Source organism: Streptomyces sp. NPDC046557, assembly GCF_040645975.1.
Taxonomy (GTDB): domain Bacteria; phylum Actinomycetota; class Actinomycetes; order Streptomycetales; family Streptomycetaceae; genus Streptomyces.
On record NZ_JBEYZH010000011.1, the window covers coordinates 44,504 to 63,526 of the forward strand.

15 protein-coding genes and 2 pseudogenes are annotated in these 19,023 nt (G+C 72.5%); 7 read left to right on the forward strand and 10 right to left on the reverse strand.

Features of this window, described 5'->3' with window-relative positions; genetic code table 11:
- The first annotated feature begins 83 nt into the window (after nt 1-83).
- Entirely contained in the window at nt 84-1,373 is a 1,290-nt protein-coding gene (locus tag ABZ934_RS20280; protein ID WP_361314958.1) for a GAF domain-containing protein, read from the forward strand.
- A gap of 82 nt (nt 1,374-1,455) precedes the next feature.
- Here the strand turns inward: ABZ934_RS20280 and ABZ934_RS20285 are convergent, their stop codons facing one another.
- The 6 genes and pseudogenes from ABZ934_RS20285 to ABZ934_RS20310 form a co-directional block, all read right to left on the reverse strand.
- Nucleotides 1,456-2,052 carry a TetR/AcrR family transcriptional regulator gene (locus ABZ934_RS20285; protein ID WP_361314961.1) on the reverse strand — a complete coding sequence of 199 codons (597 nt, stop codon included), beginning with the start codon at nt 2,050-2,052 and terminating at the stop codon, nt 1,456-1,458.
- A gap of 47 nt (nt 2,053-2,099) precedes the next feature.
- Nucleotides 2,100-4,099: pseudogene (locus ABZ934_RS20290) on the reverse strand (discoidin domain-containing protein).
- 658 nt (nt 4,100-4,757) lie between these two features.
- Nucleotides 4,758-5,264: pseudogene (locus ABZ934_RS20295) on the reverse strand (DUF5829 family protein); the annotation flags it as partial.
- Nucleotides 5,265-5,403: 139 nt separating this feature from the next.
- The gene (locus ABZ934_RS20300) at nt 5,404-6,927 is read right to left on the reverse strand and encodes an aldehyde dehydrogenase family protein (RefSeq protein ID WP_361314964.1); all 1,524 of its coding nucleotides are present in this window, start codon (nt 6,925-6,927) and stop codon (nt 5,404-5,406) included.
- A 158-nt stretch (nt 6,928-7,085) separates the two neighbouring features.
- Nucleotides 7,086-8,426 carry a diaminopimelate decarboxylase gene (lysA, locus tag ABZ934_RS20305; protein ID WP_361314966.1) on the reverse strand — a complete coding sequence of 447 codons (1,341 nt, stop codon included), beginning with the start codon at nt 8,424-8,426 and terminating at the stop codon, nt 7,086-7,088.
- A gap of 34 nt (nt 8,427-8,460) precedes the next feature.
- On the reverse strand, nt 8,461-8,838 hold the full coding sequence (locus tag ABZ934_RS20310; RefSeq protein WP_361314969.1) for an SAV_915 family protein: 378 nt from the start codon (nt 8,836-8,838) through the stop codon (nt 8,461-8,463).
- A gap of 579 nt (nt 8,839-9,417) precedes the next feature.
- Between ABZ934_RS20310 and ABZ934_RS20315 the strand changes: the two genes are divergently transcribed.
- Nucleotides 9,418-10,095, forward strand: coding sequence for a molybdopterin-dependent oxidoreductase (locus ABZ934_RS20315; RefSeq protein WP_361315198.1), 678 nt, complete (start codon nt 9,418-9,420; stop codon nt 10,093-10,095).
- Nucleotides 10,079-10,696, forward strand: coding sequence for a cytochrome b/b6 domain-containing protein (locus ABZ934_RS20320; protein ID WP_361314971.1), 618 nt, complete (start codon nt 10,079-10,081; stop codon nt 10,694-10,696). The genes ABZ934_RS20315 and ABZ934_RS20320 overlap by 17 nt, the downstream gene beginning before the upstream one ends.
- A gap of 78 nt (nt 10,697-10,774) precedes the next feature.
- On the opposite strand, the gene ABZ934_RS20325 is transcribed toward ABZ934_RS20320, so the two are convergent.
- Nucleotides 10,775-12,286 carry a hypothetical protein gene (locus tag ABZ934_RS20325; RefSeq protein WP_361315200.1) on the reverse strand — a complete coding sequence of 504 codons (1,512 nt, stop codon included), beginning with the start codon at nt 12,284-12,286 and terminating at the stop codon, nt 10,775-10,777.
- Between the two features lie 220 nt (nt 12,287-12,506).
- The gene (locus tag ABZ934_RS20330) at nt 12,507-12,701 is read right to left on the reverse strand and encodes a hypothetical protein (RefSeq protein WP_361314974.1); all 195 of its coding nucleotides are present in this window, start codon (nt 12,699-12,701) and stop codon (nt 12,507-12,509) included.
- A 189-nt stretch (nt 12,702-12,890) separates the two neighbouring features.
- On the opposite strand from ABZ934_RS20330, the gene ABZ934_RS20335 reads away from it, so the two are divergent.
- Complete coding sequence (locus tag ABZ934_RS20335) at nt 12,891-13,850, forward strand: fibronectin type III domain-containing protein (RefSeq protein ID WP_361314977.1); 960 nt, start codon at nt 12,891-12,893, stop codon at nt 13,848-13,850.
- A 232-nt stretch (nt 13,851-14,082) separates the two neighbouring features.
- The gene (locus tag ABZ934_RS20340) at nt 14,083-16,017 is read left to right on the forward strand and encodes an NB-ARC domain-containing protein (protein WP_361314979.1); all 1,935 of its coding nucleotides are present in this window, start codon (nt 14,083-14,085) and stop codon (nt 16,015-16,017) included.
- A 158-nt stretch (nt 16,018-16,175) separates the two neighbouring features.
- Here ABZ934_RS20340 and ABZ934_RS20345 read toward each other — a convergent pair whose 3' ends face one another.
- Nucleotides 16,176-16,361, reverse strand: a complete 186-nt coding sequence (locus ABZ934_RS20345; protein ID WP_136211506.1) for a DUF5999 family protein — start codon at nt 16,359-16,361, stop codon at nt 16,176-16,178.
- Between the two features lie 155 nt (nt 16,362-16,516).
- Between ABZ934_RS20345 and ABZ934_RS20350 the strand changes: the two genes are divergently transcribed.
- Both ABZ934_RS20350 and ABZ934_RS20355 read left to right on the forward strand, forming a co-directional pair.
- Complete coding sequence (locus tag ABZ934_RS20350) at nt 16,517-16,954, forward strand: SRPBCC family protein (protein WP_361314981.1); 438 nt, start codon at nt 16,517-16,519, stop codon at nt 16,952-16,954.
- A 66-nt stretch (nt 16,955-17,020) separates the two neighbouring features.
- Complete coding sequence (locus ABZ934_RS20355) at nt 17,021-17,602, forward strand: hypothetical protein (protein WP_361314983.1); 582 nt, start codon at nt 17,021-17,023, stop codon at nt 17,600-17,602.
- Between the two features lie 70 nt (nt 17,603-17,672).
- On the opposite strand, the gene ABZ934_RS20360 is transcribed toward ABZ934_RS20355, so the two are convergent.
- The gene (locus ABZ934_RS20360) at nt 17,673-18,902 is read right to left on the reverse strand and encodes an acyl-CoA dehydrogenase family protein (protein WP_361314985.1); all 1,230 of its coding nucleotides are present in this window, start codon (nt 18,900-18,902) and stop codon (nt 17,673-17,675) included.
- Nucleotides 18,903-19,023: the final 121 nt, after the last annotated feature.

Below are 19,023 nucleotides of genomic sequence, written 5' to 3' on the forward strand. Positions count from 1 at the left end.
ATCCGCGACACCGCACCGCCGCCGCGACCGGCGCACTACGGTGGACGCGGGCTCCGGCCACCGCGGCACCAGGGGAGAGCGACATGCGCGAGCCGTCGGTGGCGTTGCCGGGCGGGGCCGATCCCGCCGAACGCACCCGCGTGCTGCGCCGGGCGCACGACGCCTTCACCAGCGACGGCCGCGTCGAGCCCCCCGTGAGGTCGGTGATCGCGAACTCCTGGCGGCGGTGCGCCCGGGCCCGGGTGAGCCCGGAGTGCGCGCCGCGGGTGGACCTGGCGGAGGCGGAGCTGCGCTCGTACCGCGACCGGCACCCACTGGCCCGGGTGATGCCCCTGTTCCGGGACCTGGTCGGTGCCTTCGCCGCGCACGGCGCGCACCTGCTGGCGGTCTGCGACGCTCGGGGCACGCTGCTCTGGGTGGAGGGCGAGCCGGGCACGCTCCGTCGGGCCGAGCGGCTCGGCTTCGTCCCCGGGGCGCGCTGGGCGGAAACGGCGATGGGAACCAACGCACCCGGTACGGCGGTCGCGGTCGGGGAACCCGTCCAGGTTTTCGGCGCCGAACACTTCAACCGTCGTGTCCACCCCTGGACCTGCGCGGCGGCCCCCGTGTACGACCCCCGCACCGGTGGGCTGCTCGGCGCCGTGGACATCACGGGCGGGGACGGGCTGGCCCACCCGCACTCGCTGGCGTTCGTCCGGGCGGTGGCCCGGGCGGCGGAAGCGCAGCCGGCCCTCTTGGAACCGGAGGCCGCGGCGGCGGCCGCGGACACCCTGACCACGCTGGGCCGTGACGAGGCGCTGTTGGTGAGCGGCGGCCGTGAGATCACGCTCGGGCGGCGGCACAGCGAGATCCTGGCGCTGCTCGCCCACCACCCCGACGGGCTTTCGGGCGAGGAGCTGGCGCTCGCCCTGTACGAGGACGAGTCGGTGTCGGCGGTCACGGTGCGCGCGGAGATCTCCCGGCTGCGGAACGTGGGGGGTACGCGGAACCTGCTGTCGCGCCCGTACCGGACGGCGGCGGCGCTGGAGGCCGATTTCACCGCTGTGACCCGGCACCTGGCGGCGGGGGCCGTCTCGGCCGCCCTGTCCCGCTATCCGGGGCCCCTCCTGCCGTCCTCCACCGCGCCCGGGATCACGCGACTGCGGCGACGGATCGAGGACCAGGCGCGGGCGGCCGTGATCGCCCGGGCCGACGCGGGCCTGCTTTCGGACTGGGTGTGCAGTCCGTGGGGCGCGGACGACCCGGAGGTGTGGCGGGCGCTGGCCGGGGTGCTGCCCGCCGATGGGCGCCCGGCGGCGTTGGCCCTCGTGAAGTCGCTGGACCGCGAGCTGTCCGCCGCACCGCCGGCGCCGCGTCCCCGGGCGGGCCGCTGAGGACGGCACGGGCGGCTGAGGACCACACAGTGCCGCTGAAGACCGCACAGGCCGCTGAGACCACACACGCCGGGCTGCCCGCTCAGGCGCCGCGCACCAGTCCGGTGACGTGGTCGGTGATCACGTCCAGGATCTCCCCGGCGGCCTTCTCGTCCCCGAGGACGAGGAAGTTCAGGGTCAGGCCGTCCGTCATGGCCGCCAGGTACCGGGCGAGGACCTCGACCGGGACGCCGAGCTCGAAGCCCATGGTGGTACGGAGGTCTTCGATGAGCGTCCCGTAGGTGTCGCGGTACAGCTGGTACTGCCGTCGCGCCAGGTGGGCGAAGCCGGGCTGGCGCAGGGCGTACTGGGTGAGCTCGTAGGTGAGCATGTGCTCGTCGGGATGGGCCACCACGTGGTCCCAGTAAGCGTGGAAGCCGGCCCGGATGGTCTCGTGCAGGGTGGTCCGGGGACGGATCGCCTCCCGGACCACCCCGATGCAGTGGTCGGTGATCGTTTCGATGACCGATTCCAGCAGGGCCTGCTTCGAGTCGAAGCAGTAGTGGAAGACGCTCAGGGACAGCCCGGCCTCGGCGGCGATGGACCGGGTGGTCGTCCGGGCGACGCCGTCGCGCGTCATCGCCCGGATCGCCGCCTCGGTGAGCTGACGCCGACGGTCGGCCAGGGGCATGCGTCCCATGCGTGTTCCTTTCGTACGCGTTCGCCGCCGGGACGCGTGCCGCGCGGTCAGTTGCTGTAGACGCCCACCTCGTAGAGCGAGTAGCCCCACTGCGTGCCCCGGCCCTGCCCGTGGATGCGGACGTAGCGGGCGGGGACGCCGGCGAACTGGGCGGTGTCGAGGCCGCCGTCGCCGGTGGTGGTGGACCAGACCGTCTGCCAGTTGGTGCCGTCGGCGGAGGTTTCGATGCGGTAGGCCCTGCCGTAGGCGCGTTCCCAGTCCAGGGTGACGCGCTTGACGAGCCGCGGGGAGCCCAGGTCGACGCTCAGCCACTGGTCGTCGCTCCAGTCGCTGGCCCAGCGGGTGCCCCGGTCGCCGTCGACGGCCCGGCCGGGCGCGTAGCTGGTGAACGGGTTCCATTCGGAGGTACTGGCGGTGGTCGCCGCGCCCGCCGCGAGGTTGACACCGGCCCGGTGCTGTTCGGCCGCGCCCCAGGTGCGCAGGTACGATTCGGCGCCGCGGAAGAGGTCGTCCACGACGCCTTGGCCGCCGACGATGCGGATGTCCTCGATCCAGTCCGGGACGAGCCCGTAGTGGGCGGCTCCGTCGGTGTTGAGGTCCCAGGTGCGCTGTCCGGCGGTCTGCCGGTCGATGACGGAACCGCCGTCGGTACTGCGGAACGGGTACGTCACCGGGTTCGGGGTGTTGGCGCCGCGCGGGCCGGGCCAGCCTCCGACACCGTTCATGTCGGTGCCGTAGCCGTAGCCGACGTGGTACTTCTCGCGCAGCGCCTGCGTCCGCTTCGCCTCGGCGCTGAAGCCTTCGGAGCCGTTCATGTACTGGGCGGCGAACCCGCCGAGCTTGTAGAGCCGCTCGGTCCAGCCGAGGTCCATCCAGCTGTGCGAGGAGATCACGCCGGGGTAGGACTCGGTCTCCAGGATGTCGAACGCCTGGCCTGCCGCCTTGACGCTCATGTGGTCGACTTCGAGCATCATCTTGCGTTTCATCATGCCCCGGACCGCGTACTCGCCGAGTGCCGTGAGCCCCCGGGTGTTGCACTGGGCGTCGGCCGCGTAGGCCGGGACGGTGACGCCCGGCGGCAGTTCGCCCTGCGCCTGCGGCGCCGGGGTGAGGCCGATGGGGTTGTCGTGCTGTGGGCCGGCGCACTTCTCGGTCTGCCAGAAGGTGCCGGTCGACAGGAACTGCCCGACGTTGATGGCCGTGCCGAGCGCGCCTTCGTCGAAGCGGACTCCGCAGAGGGCGTTGTCGAACTTGTGGCAGAGGAACATGCTGCGGACGCCGAGGCGGTAGAGCTCGTCCAGGCCGCGGTCGATGTCTTCCTTGCCGCACTGGGCGATGTCGAGGATCTGCTTGCAGCCGAACGGTTCGGAGGTCTCGACGCCGAGGACCACGGCGAGCTTGCCCTGTTTGACGACCTCGCGGGCCTGGGCGGAGTCGGTCACGATGCGGAACCAGCCCTTTCCGGGGCCGCCGTACATCTTGTCGATGAATGCCTGCATGTCGTACGACTTCTGCGCTTCGAGGCGGATGGCGGCCATCTCGTCGCAGCCGCGGTCCTTGAAGAAGTAGACCGAGCAGATGACGCCGTTGGTGACGAGGTCGTTGACGAGCACCCGCTGGCCTCCGCGCCAGGCGCGTTCGATCCAGGCGTAGTAGTTCTGCTGATGGGTCAGGGAGTCGTGGGCGGGCCAGTCCTTGAAGGTGGGCCAGCCGGTGGGGTCGTGCCTGCCGTCACCGCCCTTGGTGATGAAGTCGAAGACGGCGAGGGAGCCGTCGGGGTAGTGCTCGGGACAGTCCTTGAGGGCGTCGGCGACGCCGAGGTCGGAGAAGGGCTTGCCGCAGATGAGGCGGCCGCCGAAGCCCTCGTTGGACATGATGTGGTCGTGGGCGTCGACGAAGCCGCGTACGTTGCCCTGCGCGTCGGTGCCCTTGAAGGGCTCGCCGGTGACGTTGATCGCCGAGTCCGGCGTCGGGCGGGCTACGGGGTCCCACCAGTTGGGATCGGCCGCGGCGGCCCCTTGGGTGGGCCGAGGACCATGGCGAGCATGGCGAGGAGTAAGGACAGGACCGCGATCGGCCTGCCTCCGCTATGCGGCTGTCGGGTCACGGCCATCACCATGTCTCCGGTCGACGGACGGCGCGTCGGATTGTCATGTCCGCGCAATGTGCCCCGAGAATCCCGACTGCCGCCATAAGAGTCAAGAGTCCGGGACGCTTGACCTGACGGAGCGTCGGTTCCATTGGCGTCCACGTGACGGCATACCGCGGTCCATCCCTTTTGAGCCGGGTACGGAAAGGGCCGCCGGCATCAGAAGGCGCGTACCGCCGCCCTCGCGGCGCCCCGGCGCCCGCCATCGTCCAGTTCGCGGCCCTTGCGGCCGGCTCCTGCCCACCGCCACCGCCGGTGCAGGCACTCGTGCCGATCACGAAGGGGGATACGTCGGCCAATCCGACCGCACCCGAACCCTCTGCTCGCCCGCCGGAATGCCGCCATGCGCGGCGCGCACCGGCGCGGGGTGGACCTCGGCACCATCACCCGGGCCATCGGCCTCGGCCCCGGGACGGTTCGCAAGGGGTTGAAGGGTGAACCCACCCCGGAATAGTCGCCGTGGGCGACGCGGGGAGGGGCGGAGTCGACAGCGGCTCCGCCCCTCCCCGGGCTCCCCGGGCTCCTCGAAGGACGAGACGTCCTCCCGGTCACGACGCTACTCGGCCGCGCCGAACGTCCATACGGCGCGCGCGCCCGGGCCAACGACGAGGGTCGAGTGGCCGATGCGCTCCTCGTGGCGGTACGCGACGGGGTGGTTGAGCGACAGCTCGACTCGCCCGGCGAGCCGGCCGGCTCGGTGTTGCCGCGCGGGTCGGCGAAGTACTCCGACAGGTACTCCATGCCCCAGGCGCCGAAGGCGTCGTACTGGTCGGTGGTGAGGACCGCGTCGAACCGCGGCACCGGGACGCCGTCCGAAGTCGCGCGTCTTGAGGAGGTTGATCGGGTGGGGCACGCCCTGGTCGGGCAGGCGCCGGGTCACCGTGGCGAGGTCACCGGCGCGCTCGCCCGAGAGTCCCAGGCCGGCGGCACCGAGGGTTCCGTCCCGGCCGGGGACGTCACCGACCCCGAACAGTTCGAGATAGGTCTCGCGCCCCGTGAGGTAGCGGCCGGTCCAGACCTCCCCGCCCGAACCGGTCGTCGTGCGGACCTGGAAGTCGGCGAAGCGACATGCGGGTGGTCGTAGGTCGCCGAACGCGGGTTCGCCGGCCTGTTGCCGGGGCCCCCGGACTCGCGCGAGGCCGGCGACACGAGGGGTACCCGACGGGTGGCAACACGCCCGCCGAGCACCCTCGTCTGGCCCGCTAGAAGAAGCCGAGCTTCTTCGGGGAGTAGCTGACCAGCATGTTCTTCGTCTGCTGGTAGTGCTCCAGCATCATCTTGTGCGTCTCTCGACCGATGCCGGACTGCTTGTAGCCGCCGAACGCGGCGTGCGCGGGGTAGGCGTGGTAGCAGTTCGTCCAGACCCGGCCGGCCTGGATTGCGCGGCCCGCGCGGTAGGCCGTGTTGATGTCCCGGGTCCAGACTCCGGCGCCCAGGCCGTACGCCGTGTCGTTGGCGATCCGTACCGCGTCGTCGAAGTCGTGGAAGGAGGTCACGGACACCACCGGGCCGAAGATCTCCTCCTGGAAGATCCGCATCCGGTTGTCGCCCTCGAAGATCGTCGGCTGGACGTAGAAGCCGCCCGCCAACTCCCCTTCCCGCTCCACCCGCTCCCCTCCAGTGAGGATCTTGGCGCCCTCCTGCCGGCCGATCTCCACATACGACAGGACCTTCTTGAGCTGCTCCTCCGATGCCTGGGCACCGATCATCGTCTCGGTGTCCAACGGATGCCCCTGCACGATCAGTTCCGTACGGGCGACGGCGGCTTCGAGGAAGTCCCCGTAGCGCCCCCGCTCGATCAGCGCGCGCGAGGGGCTGGTGCACACCTCGCCCTGGTTGAGGGCGAACATGGTGAAGCCCTCCAGCGCCTTGTCGCGCAGGTCGTCGTCCGTCGCCCAGATGTCGTCGAAGAACAGGTTGGGGCTCTTCCCCCCGAGTTCGAGGGTCACCGGCTTGAGGTGCTCAGCCGCGTACCGCATGATCAGCCGTCCGGTGGACGTCTCCCCCGTGAACGCCACCTTCGCCACGCGCGGGCTGGACGCGAGCGGCTTCCCGGCCTCTTCGCCGAAACCGTTGACGACGTTGACCACACCGGGCGGCAGCAGGTCCGACACCAGGCTCAGCCAGTAGTGCACGGACGCGGGAGTCTGCTCCGCCGGCTTGAGCACCACCGTATTGCCGGCCGCGAGCGCCGGCGCCAGCTTCCACGCCGCCATCAGGATCGGGAAGTTCCACGGGATGATCTGGGCAACCACGCCGAGCGGTTCGTGGAAGTGGTAGGCGACCGTGTCGTCGTCGAGCTGGCTGAGCGCCCCCTCCTGGGCGCGCAGGGCGCCGGCGAAGTAGCGGAACTGGTCGATGGCGAGCGGCAGGTCCGCGGCCAGGGTCTCGCGGACCGGTTTGCCGTTCTCCCAGGTCTCCGCGACCGCGAGGGCCTCCAGGTTGTCCTCCATCCGGTCCGCGACGCGCAGCAGGATCGCGGAGCGTTCGGCGACCGAGGTGCGGCCCCAGGCGGGCGCGGCGGCGTGTGCGGCGTCCAGGGCGCGCTCCACGTCCTCGGCGGTGCCGCGCGCGACCTCGGTGAACGGCTCGCCGTTGACGGGTGAGGGGTTGGCGAAGTACGCGCCGCGGGCGGGCGGTACGTAGGCACCGCCGATGAAGTGGTCGTAGCGGGGCGCGTAGTTCATGAGCGCGCCTTCGGTACCGGGCGCAGCGTAACGAGCCATGGTTCCTCCCCTTGCCGGGCGCGGGCCGCCGTCGGCCGGCGCTCGGTGGGAAGGGTAGGAGCCGGAAGGTTGCGCCGACGTTGCACGTCCCCGGACCGCCCGCTCACCGGTCCGCCACTCCACCCGGCCCCCAGCTGCCCGGTCCGCCGGCCCGCCGCTCAGAGGCCGACGTCGCGGGCCCGGACGTCGTCCAGCGACTCGCGCCGCACGAGGAGCCGGGCGTGAGCGTCCGCGACGGCGACCACCGGCGGCCGTCCGACCAGGTTGTAGCCGGAGGCCATCGACAGGTGGTAGGCGCCCGCCACGGGGACCCCGAGCAGGTCGCCGGCCCGGACGTCCGCGGGGAGGTCGACATCGGCGGCGAGCACGTCACCGGCCTCGCAGTGCCTCCCCACCACCGTCACCCGCCCGGGCGGGGCGGACGAACGGCGCCCGATCAGCCGGGGCGCGTACCGCACCCCGTACAGGGCGGGCCGGGGGTTGTCGCTCATGCCGCCGTCGACGGCGACGAACACCCGCTCGTCGGTCCGCTTGACCGCGAGCACCCGGTAGAGCGCCACCCCGGCCGGGCCGACCACCGCCCGGCCCGGTTCCACGGTCAGCCTGGGCACCGGCAGACGGGCGGCCGCGCAGCTTCCGGCGAGTTCGGTACGCATCCGGTCGGCCAGCGCGCCGAGGTCGAGGGCCGCTTCGCCGGGGCGGTAGGCGACGCCGTGCCCGCCGCCCATGTCGAGTTCGGGCAGGACGACCCCGTGGGTGTCGCGCACCCGGGCGATCAGACCGACCATCCTGCGGACGGCGGCGAGATACGGCTTCACGGAGGTGATCTGTGACCCCAGGTGGCAGTGCGGGCCGGTGAGTTCCAGTTGCGGCTGGGCCAGGATGCGGGCGATGGCGTGCTGGGCGGAGCCGTCGGTGAGGGAGAGGCCGAACTTCTGGTCATCGGTGCCCGTACGGATCTTCTCGTGGGCTCCCGCGGCGATGCCCGGAGTGATGCGCACCATCACCCGCTGGGTTCCGCGCGGCCCGATCGCGGCTGCCAACCGGGCGATCTCCGACGCGCTGTCGATGACGACGCGGCCCACGCCGAGGCGCAGGGCGGCGTCCAGGTCGTGCGGGGACTTGGCGTTGCCGTGCAGGGTGATCCGCTCGGGCGGGAAGCCGGCGGTGACGGCGAGTTCCAGCTCACCGGCCGAGCAGACGTCGAGGCCGAGACCTTCCTCGTCGATCCAGCGGACCACGGCACGGCAGAGGAACGCCTTCGCGGCGTAGAGGACGTCGGCGTCGGGGAAGGCCCGGCGGTAGCGCCGGCACCGTTCGCGGATCTCTCGCTCGTCCAGGACGTATGCGGGGGTGCCGAAGCGTTCGGCTATCTCGGTCAGCGCGACACCGGCGACGGAGAGGCCGCCGCCCGAGGCCCGGGCGGCGGAGGCCGGCCACACGGACAGGTCGTCCGGGGCTGCCGGCGCGGCATCGGGCGGCAGGTGCAGGGTGGTCATGGCGTGGGGTGTCCCTTCTCCTCGTGTCGCGCCGTCAGCCGGTCCGCAGGGCGAGGGCCGCCCCGACGAGCTCCGCGTCCACGGACGCCGGGGCCGCGCCGTATGCGGGGGCTTCCGGTGCCGGGCGCGGGATGCACAGCTGAGGGTCGACCGTGACGGTGGTGACGCCGAGCGGCCGGACCAGCGCCCGCAACGCGGGTTCGGCGAGCCGAATCCACCGTTGGTCGGGGCCGAGGACGGCGGTCAACCGGTCGGCGGTGGTGAAGCCGACGGCGGTACGGCCGCCGAGGGGCGTGCGGAACACCCGGGCCGCCGCGCAGGTCGCGGGTCCCGGCCGGACGGGGACGCACAGCGGTCCGGCCGGGACGCGTTCGCAGGGTTCGGGGTCTTCGCCGTACAGGAGCGCTGCCATGGGATTCCTCCTGGAGGGACCCTGGTCGGGGAGGGGGCCCCGGCGCGGGGAGGCGGCCCGGGGCGTGCCCCCGACGCTATGCGCACCGCCCCCGCCCTTGGGGCCTCCTGACGCCCCGTTGACGGCAGGCGGTCCCGCGCTGACGGACCCCTTACGCGGACGGTCGCCCCGGCGTGTTCACCCTGCCGAGTGGGGTCGATGCCACCGCCTCCGCCGCCGCCCCCCGGGGCGAGGGGGCCGGTCAGCCGCGACCGCGGCGGCGACGCGTTGCCGTCGCAGCGCGGCGGAAGCACCGTGCGCGCGGAGGTGCCGAACGCGCGCGGTGAGGGCGGCCGAGCCGGGGTCGGCCCGCTGGGGAGGGGCCCCGGGAGGGCGGGGCCGCCGTCGAGAATGTGACGGAAGTCTGACGGCGCGCCGCCGCCCCTGGTGGCGGGGGCGGTTCGGTGGTCGAATCGGCGCGTGAGCACAGAGCAGACCGGTCCACCGCCGCCATCCGGAAACGACCCCGAACCCGGCCCTGATCCCGACCCTGACCCCGACCCTGACCCCGATGAGACCGGCGCGCCGGTCGGCCGGCGGCTGATCCTGGGCATGGTCGGACTCGGCGCCGCCTCGCTGCTGGCCGCGCCCGTCCTGCGGCGCGGCGTCGAGACCGCGCTCGGCGCGGCCGCCGACAAGGACCCGACGGGGCTCACGGCACTTCTTCCCAACGGCGGCGGGTTCCGGTACTACTCGGTCGCCTCCTCCGTCCCCGAACGCGGCGCCGCGGACTACCGGCTGACCGTCGACGGACTGGTCGAGCGACCGGCCACGTACGATCTCGACGCACTACGGCGGCTCCCGCAGACCCGCGTGGTCCGCGACGTCCAGTGCGTCACCGGCTGGCGGGTGCCGGGTACCCCCTTCGAGGGCGTGCCGGTGTCCCGGCTGCTCGACGCCGCCGGCGTGCGACCGAACGCGCGGGCCATCCGGTTCAGCTGCTTCGACGGCGCCTACACCGAGAGCCTCACGCTCCCGCAGGCCCGCCGGGACGACGTCATGGTGGCCCTGCGCATGCGGGACGAGCCACTGAGCCACTCCCACGGCGGGCCGGCGCGGCTGTACGTGGCCCCCATGTACTTCTACAAGTCCGCGAAGTGGCTCTCGGGCATCACCGTCACCGACGAGGTGGAGCCGGGGTACTGGGAGCGGCTCGGGTACGACGTCGACGCGTGGGTCGGCACATCGAACGGACGCGACGATGCCCCTACGGTCTGAAACCGCCGAGCGGGTCCAACGGTTCGGCGCCGCCCAGCGTTGGGTCCACCGGGGCACGGCCGCCCTGATGGGCGTGTGCGTGGCGTCCGCCGGATGCCTCTACCTGCCGCCGCTCGCGGAGCTGGTGGGGCGCCGCCACCTGGTGGTGACGGTGCACGAGTGGTCCGGAACGCTGCTGGTGGTCCCGGTCCTGGCCGGCTTGGCGTCCCGCGCCGTACGCGCCGACCTCGGCCGCCTCGGGCGGTTCGGCCCGCACGACCGGGTCTGGCTGCGCGGCGCCCTGCGACGGGGGTGGGAGCGGGAGCGGCCCGCCGGGAAGTTCAACGCCGGGCAGAAACTGTACGCGGGCTGGCTGGCCGGGGCGGTCCTGGTCATGCTGGGCACCGGGCTCTTGATGTGGCTGACCGGGCTCGCCCCGCTGGTGCTGCGGACCGGTGCCACCTTCGTCCACGACTGGCTGGCCCTGACCCTGGGCATCGTCCTCGCCGGGCACATCCGCATGGCCCTGCGCGATCCGGAGGCCCGGCGCGGCCTGCGCACCGGCTCCGTCGACCGGAGGTGGGCGGAGCGCGAGCATCCGCTGTGGCGGCACGGCGGGTGACGGGCGGTGCTCCGGCGGCGCCGCCGCCCGGCCCGGCCCCCACCCACCCCCGCGCAGTCCCGCCCCCGCCCGGCCGCGTCAGCTCCCGTCGCGCACCGCGACGATGCCGTTGAAGACGCCGACGTAGGCCGTACCGTCGGGGCCGAGCGTGATCGGCGCCCAGTTGTTGTCGTACAGGGGGCCGGTACCGGTCAGTTGCCGCCAGCGGCGCTCACCGGTGCGGAAGTCCACGGCGGTCAGGTACCAGGCGTCGATGCCCCAGGCGTTGGGCTCCTTCTCGTAGAAGTAGAGCAGCCCGTTGCCGGTGGACAGCTTGGGTACGACGGAGGGCGAGCGGACGGCGCTCTGCCAGACAATGTCGCAGCCGCTGCCGTTGGGGCGGACGTCGATGCGGCTGACCCCGCCGACGACCGACTTGCCGAGCAGCAGGCTGGTGGGGTTCTCGTAGCCGAAGTTGTTCTCGACGACGATGCTGTTGCCCCAGGTGACCAGGGAGTTGTCGGTGGTGGAGGAGCCGGAGCCGAACACCGGGACCCGGCAGACCAGTCGCCGGTCCGCCGGGACGTCCGCGGCCCGCCGGTAGACCAGTACGTTCATCCGGTCGTCGGCGTTGTCCGTGATGGCGACGTAACCGTCACCGAAGAGGTCCGGTGTGGTGCCGGAACCCTGGTTGACGGAGCCGGGTTTGGTTCCGGTCCCGCGGTCGTAGGTCTGGCGCCACTGTGCCTCGGGGGTGCCGTCCGCGGCGGCGCGGAAGCTGTACAGCGCGTGGTCGGTGACGATGGATACCCCGTCCTCGGCGACCGAGAAGGAGTTCTGGATCTCCTCGCCGTCCAGGCGGACGGATCGGATCTTCGAGGTCGTCGGGTCCACGGTGCCCACGCGGCCCTGCCGGGTGACCCACCAGATGCGGCCGTTCCAGTCGGGCATCACGGAGGTGACGGGGTCGCAGGTGCCGCTCGGCCACAGGTTGGTCCAGCCGACGCAGTCGTGCGGGACCTGGCCGGTGAGGTCCCAGTCGGCGTCGACGGTGAACTTCCAGGTGCCGTCCGGGTTCTGGGAGTGGGCGAGGCGCAGGATGTGCTGGCGCGAGTCGGCCAGCACGGCCCGGTCGTGGTTGTCCAGGTAGAAGTAGGCGCCGCCCGAGGTGTCCTTGAAGATCTTGGAGAAGTCGAGGGTGGTGATCGCCTCGACGGTGGAGGAGCGCTGCGGGAGTTGGTGTTCGGCGAGCGTGGCCAGGGTCCGCGGGTCGAGGAGTTTGACCTTGAAGCCGGAGAAGGTGCCGCAGACGGTGACCAGGCGGCCGGCCGAGTCGAAGGTGGCGGTGGCGCATTCGCCGCCGAGAGCGGCGATCTTCTCGCTGGTCACCTTCGGGTTCCTGCCGAGCGGGCCGGACCACGGCGAGGTGGCGCTGCCGGCGGCGTCGGAGTGCATGCCGCTGCGGCCGTTGGGCGCGAGGTAGGGGTGCTGCGGCGGCGCCTCACCGGGCAACGGGAGGGCGGCGGCCGGGCTGCCGTCGTACTGGCTGACCAGGCGATGGCCCGGGGCCTTGGGTATCTCCTCCGCCTGTGCCGGGGATATCCCGTACATCGCCACGAGCACGGCGACGGCGGGGATCACGGCGCAGTTCAGCGCTCTTCGGAACATCCGGGCTTCCTCGATTCCTGTCGGTTCTTATCGGTTTCCGTCGGTTCTGCTGACACCACGTCTGATACCGCGCCGGCGCCAGACGCTAGGTCGAACCGTCGGAGGAGTCCATGGAGGAGCGGGATGATTCACGAACGCGCAACAGTCGATCACCCCCGCCGGGTCAGGGGTCGAGGCCGGAGACCACGTTCGCCGTGGCGGCGAGACCGCTGTGGATGGTCGCGGCGATGCTGCTGCTCGCGAGGTAGAAGCCGAGCAGGACACAGACGAGGGCGTGGGAGAACTTGAGACCGCCGCCCCGCAGGAAGATCCACGCGAGGACGAGGAGCAGGACGATCACGGAGAGGGAAATCACCATCGAAGCCTCCTTCGGGCGCCGCCATGGTGGCGCAGCGGAGGGGCTCCGGGGGCAAAACACGTGTCGGCCGTACGGGTGTTGACCCTGTGTTACCCCCGCGAGGCCGATGGCGCACGGGACTTGCCCGGTCCCGGCAGCCCGTGCCATATATGTCCAGACCTTTACGAGCCTGCGGCGGAAGGCGCTCCCGTGCGACATCCCGCGCGACACCCCTGGGGCCGGACCACCGCCGCGCTCTGCCTCTGCGCGGCCCTGGCCGCCTGCTCGGGCGGCGCCGAACCTCCCGGCGCCCCGGTCGGCATCACCGCCCAGGCGGGCAGCGCGACTTCGGTCCACGTGATGTGGGAGCCGGCCGCCGGCGGGACACCGGTGACGGGATACCAGGTGTACCAGGCCGACCGGCTGATCCGGAGCCTGCCCGCCGACAAGACGATGGTGGACATCACCGGGCTCAGCCCGCTCACCTCCTACGCCTTCACCGTCCGGGCCGAGGACGCCGGCGGGCACCGCTCCGCCCGCAGTGCGGCCGCCCGCGTCACCACCCCGACCGCGCGGGCGGAGGACCACCGACCCCCCACCGCCCCGACCGCCACCACCGGCCGCGCCGACGGGCCCCGCGCGGCCCGGCTGACCTGGGCACCGGCCGGCGACGACACGGGGGTGACGGCCTACGACATCTACCAGGGCGGTGTCCGCATCCACACGGCCGGCCCCGGCGAGACCACCACCGCCCTGACCGGCCTCCAGCCCGGGACCCGCTACGAGTTCACCGTCCGGGCCCGGGACGGGTCCGACAACACCTCCCCGGACGGCCCGGTCGCCGAAGTGACCACGCCGGCCGATCCGGGGCAGGGGCCGGACACAGCGCCCTCCGGGTTCACGGCGGTCCCGTCCCCGGGCACCGTCACCCTGTCCTGGACCGCGCCCGACACCGGGCACGAAACCGACGAGTACCAGCTGTACGTCAACGGACAACCCGTCACCGTCATCAGGTTCGGGGCCGGAGCGGTTCCCCACGGCAGGGTGGAGCACCGGCTGACGGCGACCGAGCCGGCCGGTACGGTCTGGTCCCTGAAACTGCGGGCCAGACTGCCCGACGGCAACTGGGGCGCCTTCACTCCGGAGCGGCGGACCGTCCTCGTCGGCTGAGCGATCCACTTGAGATCCAGTGGTGATTCTGGCGTGAACGGCATGGCCACGAAAGAAGATCACGCACAATACATCCGTGTTCGGTGAGTACTCGGTCAACAACAATCAGGCACCCTCCGCAGGTGGCGCCCCTGAGCCGGCCTCTCGCGCCGTGCCGGGAAACCTGCCTCCGGAATCGGCGGGGTTCATCGGCCGGGAGCGTGAACTGAGCGATCTGCGAACGCTTTTGGACATGGGGCGGCTGGTCACCCTGACGGGGGTGGGCGGAGTCGGCAAGTCCCGGCTCGCCCTCCGCGCCGCCTCGACCGGCCGGCCCCGGCCCGACGGGATCTGGTGGGTCGAGCTGTCACCGCTGCGCGATCCGGGCCTGCTCACCGCCACCGTGGCGCAGGCCATCGGGCTCGCGGGCCACTCCCCGCGCCCCCTCGACGAGGAACTCTGCGCGTGGATGGCCGACAAGGACCTGCTCCTGGTCCTGGACACCTGCGAGCACCTGATCCCCGCGTGCCGCCACCTCGTCGGCGAACTGCTGCAGTCCGCGCCCGGGCTGACGGTGCTCGTCACCTCGCGCGAACCGCTGGGCAGTCCGCGCGAGATGGTCTTCGAGGTGTGCCCCCTGCCGTACGAGGCACCGGACAGCGACGCCCTCGCCCTGTTCCGCGCCCGCGCCGTCGCGGCGATGCCCGAGGCCGCGGACGCGTTCCTGGATCCCGAACGGGCTCTGCTGGCAGCCGAGGTGTGCCGCAGGCTCGACGGGATCCCGCTCGCCCTGGAACTGGCGGGCGCCCGGATGCGGATGTGGACGCTGGAGCAGATGGTGAGGCGGCTGGACGCCCGGTTCGAGGTGCTGACCGACGCCCGGGCGCTGCTGCCGCGCCACCAGACCCTGCGGACCGCGATCGGCTGGAGCCACGAACTGTGCGAGCCGGTGGAGCGGTTGCTGTGGGCCCGACTGTCCGTGTTCACCGGCGACTTCGACGTGGCCGCCGCCCGGACGGTCTGCGCGGGCGGTCCGCTGCCCGCCGCCCGGGTGGAGCGGGTGCTGGCCGGGCTGGTCGCGAAGTCCGTGGTCCGGCGCACCGAGGAGCGCGGCGCGGGCGCCCGCTACCGGATGCTGGACACGATCCGCGAGTACGGGCGCGACTGGCTGGCCGAACTCGGGGAGCTGCGCGCCGTCGCGGACCGGCACGCCCACTGGTACGCGGCGCTGTGCCACGCGGCGGAGCGGGGCTGGATGGGGCCGGGGCAGGTCGACTGGTACCGCAGGATGAGCGCCGAGCACGCGCAGCTGCGGACCGCCTTGGAGCACCTGCTGGGCACCGACTCGGAAGCGGCCCAGGAGATGGCCGGGGCGCTCTGGTTCTTCTGGTTCGCCTGCGGGCACGTCCACGAGGGCCGCGCCTTCCTGGAACGGGCGCTCGCGACCGGTCCGCGCACGGGCCCCGCGTACACCCAGGCGGTGTGGGCGCTGGGGCTCACGACCCTCCTCCAGGGCGACATGGGAACGGCAGCGGAGCTCGGCCGGCGGTGCGCCCGCGAGGCGTCCCGGCTCGGGGACCCCGAACCGGAGCTGCGGGCCGCCTATCTGCACGCGGTCGCGGTGATGATGCCGGGGGACCCGGTCGGGGCGCTCGGGCTGGCGGGACCGCGGGCACGGGCCGCCCACGGTGGCCGCACTGACGGGACGGGCCGGCTGCTGTGCCGACTGGCCTCCGGCTTCGCGCTGTGCGACGAGCGGCGGTTCGAAGAGGCCACCGAGGAGGCGCGGGGGCTGCGCGAGGCGTGTGCGGCGCTGGGTGAGCGGTGGCTCCGCGCCTACGCCGATTACATCCTGGCGGTCGCGGCGCTGGGCGCCGGCGACCACGGTGAGGCGGCCCGGCACGCACGGGCCATGCTGTCCGGGAAGCGGCTGCTGGGCGACCGCTTCGGCATCGCGCTCGGCCTCGATCTGCTCGCGGCGGCCGTGGCGGGGCTGGGCGACGGGGAACTGGCGGCGCGGCTGCTGGGCACCGGGCACGCGTGGTGGCGCACGGTGGGGCGCCCGCAGATGGGCTCCCCGTCACTGACGGCGCTGCGGGACGAGGGCGAGCGGCGGGCCCGCGCCGCGATCGGCGACGCCGCGTACGAGAGCGCGTTCCGGGGCGGCGCGGCGGCGGCGACCGCCTGACCGCGCGCCCGTGGGCACCCCGCCTCCCGGACCGGCGGCGGGCGGGCCGCCGTCAGTACGGGAGGGGCCTGCCCGACGGGGTGCGCAGATCCAGGTCTCGGGGGGCGGGCTTGGGGACGGGCTTGCGGATCAGCTGCTGGCGCATGCTGCCTCCTGGCTCAGACCAGGGCCGGTCGGCGGGGTTCCACCGTGCGGCCGTCGGGGAGCAGCTCCCCGGTGTCGTCGAACACCACCAGACCGTTGCAGAGCAGGCTCCATCCCTGTTCGGGGTGGAAGGCCACGGTGCGGGCAGCGTCGTGATCGGCGCTGTCGGCGGACGGGCAGGGGGGCTGGTGGGAGCACATGGCGCACCTCCTCGCAGTGTGGGGCGGGAGGGCCGGTGGTCACCCGGTCGAATCCGCGATCCACGGTGGCGGTGAGTATTGCTGATCGCCGCCCCCTGACGGAACCCATATTCGCGGTCGAGTTCAGGGTGTGTATGCCCGATTACCATGCGCTCATGCCCCCGATCCGGATCGTTCACCGCACCTCCCTCCCGGCGCCCGAGGCATGGCGGAGGCTGACGGACTGGACGCGCCACGGGTCCCAGGTCCCCTTGACCCGGACGACGGTCGAAACGGCGCCGCCCACCCGCGTCGGGACGCGCTTCACGGCGCGCACCGGAGTGGGGAGGGTCACCTTCGACGACCCGATGGAAGTCACCGTCTGGCAGCCGCCGACGGCGGGCTCGGCGGGGCTGGTGCGCCTCGTCAAGCAGGGCCGCGTGGTCATGGGGTGGGCGCAGATCGAGGTCCGGCCGCTGGAGCCGGCCGGCGCGGAGGTGCGGTGGCTGGAGGACCTGCGGGTACGGGGGCTCGGGCGGCCCTTCGACCCGGTCCTGGCGGCGGCCGGCCGGCTGCTGTTCGGCCGCGCCCTCTCCCGGTTGCTACGTTCCTGACAAGTGGGGCTAGGGTGCCGTGATCACCGCGCCCGGTGATCACGTCACGTCTCCAGGGGGACCTCCATGGCCACTCCGCCACCGCCGCAGCAGGGCGCCGCCCCGCAGAACCCGTACGGCATGCCGCCACAGCAGGGCGCGGCCGCGCAGCACAATCCGTACGCGATGCCCCAGCAGCCGCCGCCACAGGGGGCTCCGTACGGGAACCCTTACGCCGCCTACCAGCAGCAGCCGCAGCAGGCCGGACAGCCCGGTTACGCCTGCCGCTTCTGCGGGGCCCAGCCGGCCGCGCCCGGCACCGTGCGCGGACACCAGGGTCTGCTGGTGATGATGCGGTTCCTGAGCACGCACGGCCCGTTCTGCCGGGACTGCGGTACCTCGATCGTGCGCGACATGTCGACGAAGACCCTGTGGCAGGGCTGGTGGGGCCCGGCGTCCTTGTTCATCACGCCGCTGACGGTGCTGATCAACCTCGTGCCCCGCTCCGCGTTCCGCAAGCTCGCCCCTCCGGTGGGCGGTTTCCGACCCCCGCTCGACCCGGGCAAGCCGCTCTGGCAGCGGCCGCCCGCGCTGATCATCGCGACACCGATGGTCTTGGTCGCCCTGTCGATCGTCGCCCTGGTCGTGATCGGCGCCGCGACGAGCTGACCGCAGACCGCCCCCGTCCCCGCGCGAAGACGCGGGGACGGGGGGACGGGGGCGGCCGGATGCGCCGGCACTAGCGGATGGGCATCTCCGAGATCGTGCGGGCGATCACGAGGCGCTGGATCTCGCTCGTGCCCTCGAAGATGGTGTAGATCGCGCTGTCGCGGTGCATGCGCTCCACCGGGTACTCCCGGGTGAAACCGTTCCCGCCGAGGATCTGGACCGCCTGGGCGGTGACCTTCTTCGCGACCTCGCTCGCGAAGAGCTTGGACATCGAGCCCTCCGCCGAGGTGAACGGCTTGCCCGCGACGGCCATCCACGAGGCCCGCCACACCAGCAGCCGGGCCGCGTCGATCTGAGTGCGCATGTCGGCGAGTTGGAAGGCCACACCCTGGTTGTCGATGATCGGACGGCCGAACTGGGTCCGCGTCTTGGCGTAGTCGAGGGCGACCTCGTATGCGGCGCGCGCCGTGCCGACGGCCATGGCGCCCACGGCCGGACGGGACGCCTCGAAGGTGGCCATGGCCGCGTTCTTCAGCCGCTCGCCGCCGCCCGCCTTGGCCCGCTCGCGGGCGCGAGCGAGGCGCTCGTCCAGTTTCTCCTTCCCACCGAGCAGGCAGGAGCCGGGGACGCGGCAGTCCTCCAGGACGACCTCGGCGGTGTGCGAGGCGCGGATGCCGTGCTTCTTGAACTTCTGCCCCTGCGACAGGCCCGGCGTGTTCGGCGGCACGATGAAGGAGGCGTGGCCCTTCGTCCCGAGTTCGGGGTCGACCACGGCGACGACGATGTGGACGTTGGCGATGCCGCCGTTGGTCGCCCAGGTCTTGGTGCCGTTCAGGACCCACTCGTCCTTGACCTCGTCGTAGACGGCGCGGGTGCGCATGGCCCCCACGTCGGAGCCGGCGTCCGGCTCCGAGGAGCAGAACGCGGCGACCTTGACGTCGGTCGCGTCGCCGTACATCTGCGGGATCCAGGTGCCGATCTGCTCCTCCGTGCCGTTGGCGAGGACGCCGATGGCCGCGAGGCCGGTGCCGACGATCGACAGGGCGATGCCGGCGTCGCCCCAGAAGAGCTCCTCCATCGCCATGGGGATGCCGAGACCGGTCGGGTCGAAGAACTGCTGGGCGTAGAAGTCGAGGGAGTAGATGCCGACCTTGGCGGCCTCCTGGATGACGGGCCAGGGAGTCTCTTCGCGTTCGTCCCACTCGGCGGCCGCGGGCCGGATCACATCGGCGGCGAAACCGTGGATCCAGTCACGCACCTGCTTCTGGTCGTCGTTGAGCTCCATGGTGAACTCCGCCATGTCCCCTCCAGCTGTCTCGCGTACCCGTGCCGTTCACCGGCAGGCTGTTACCTGCGGTAACCAGCCACGGCGTCCCAGTCTGTTACCGACGAGTAAGCACTGTCAAGCGGGGCACGGACCG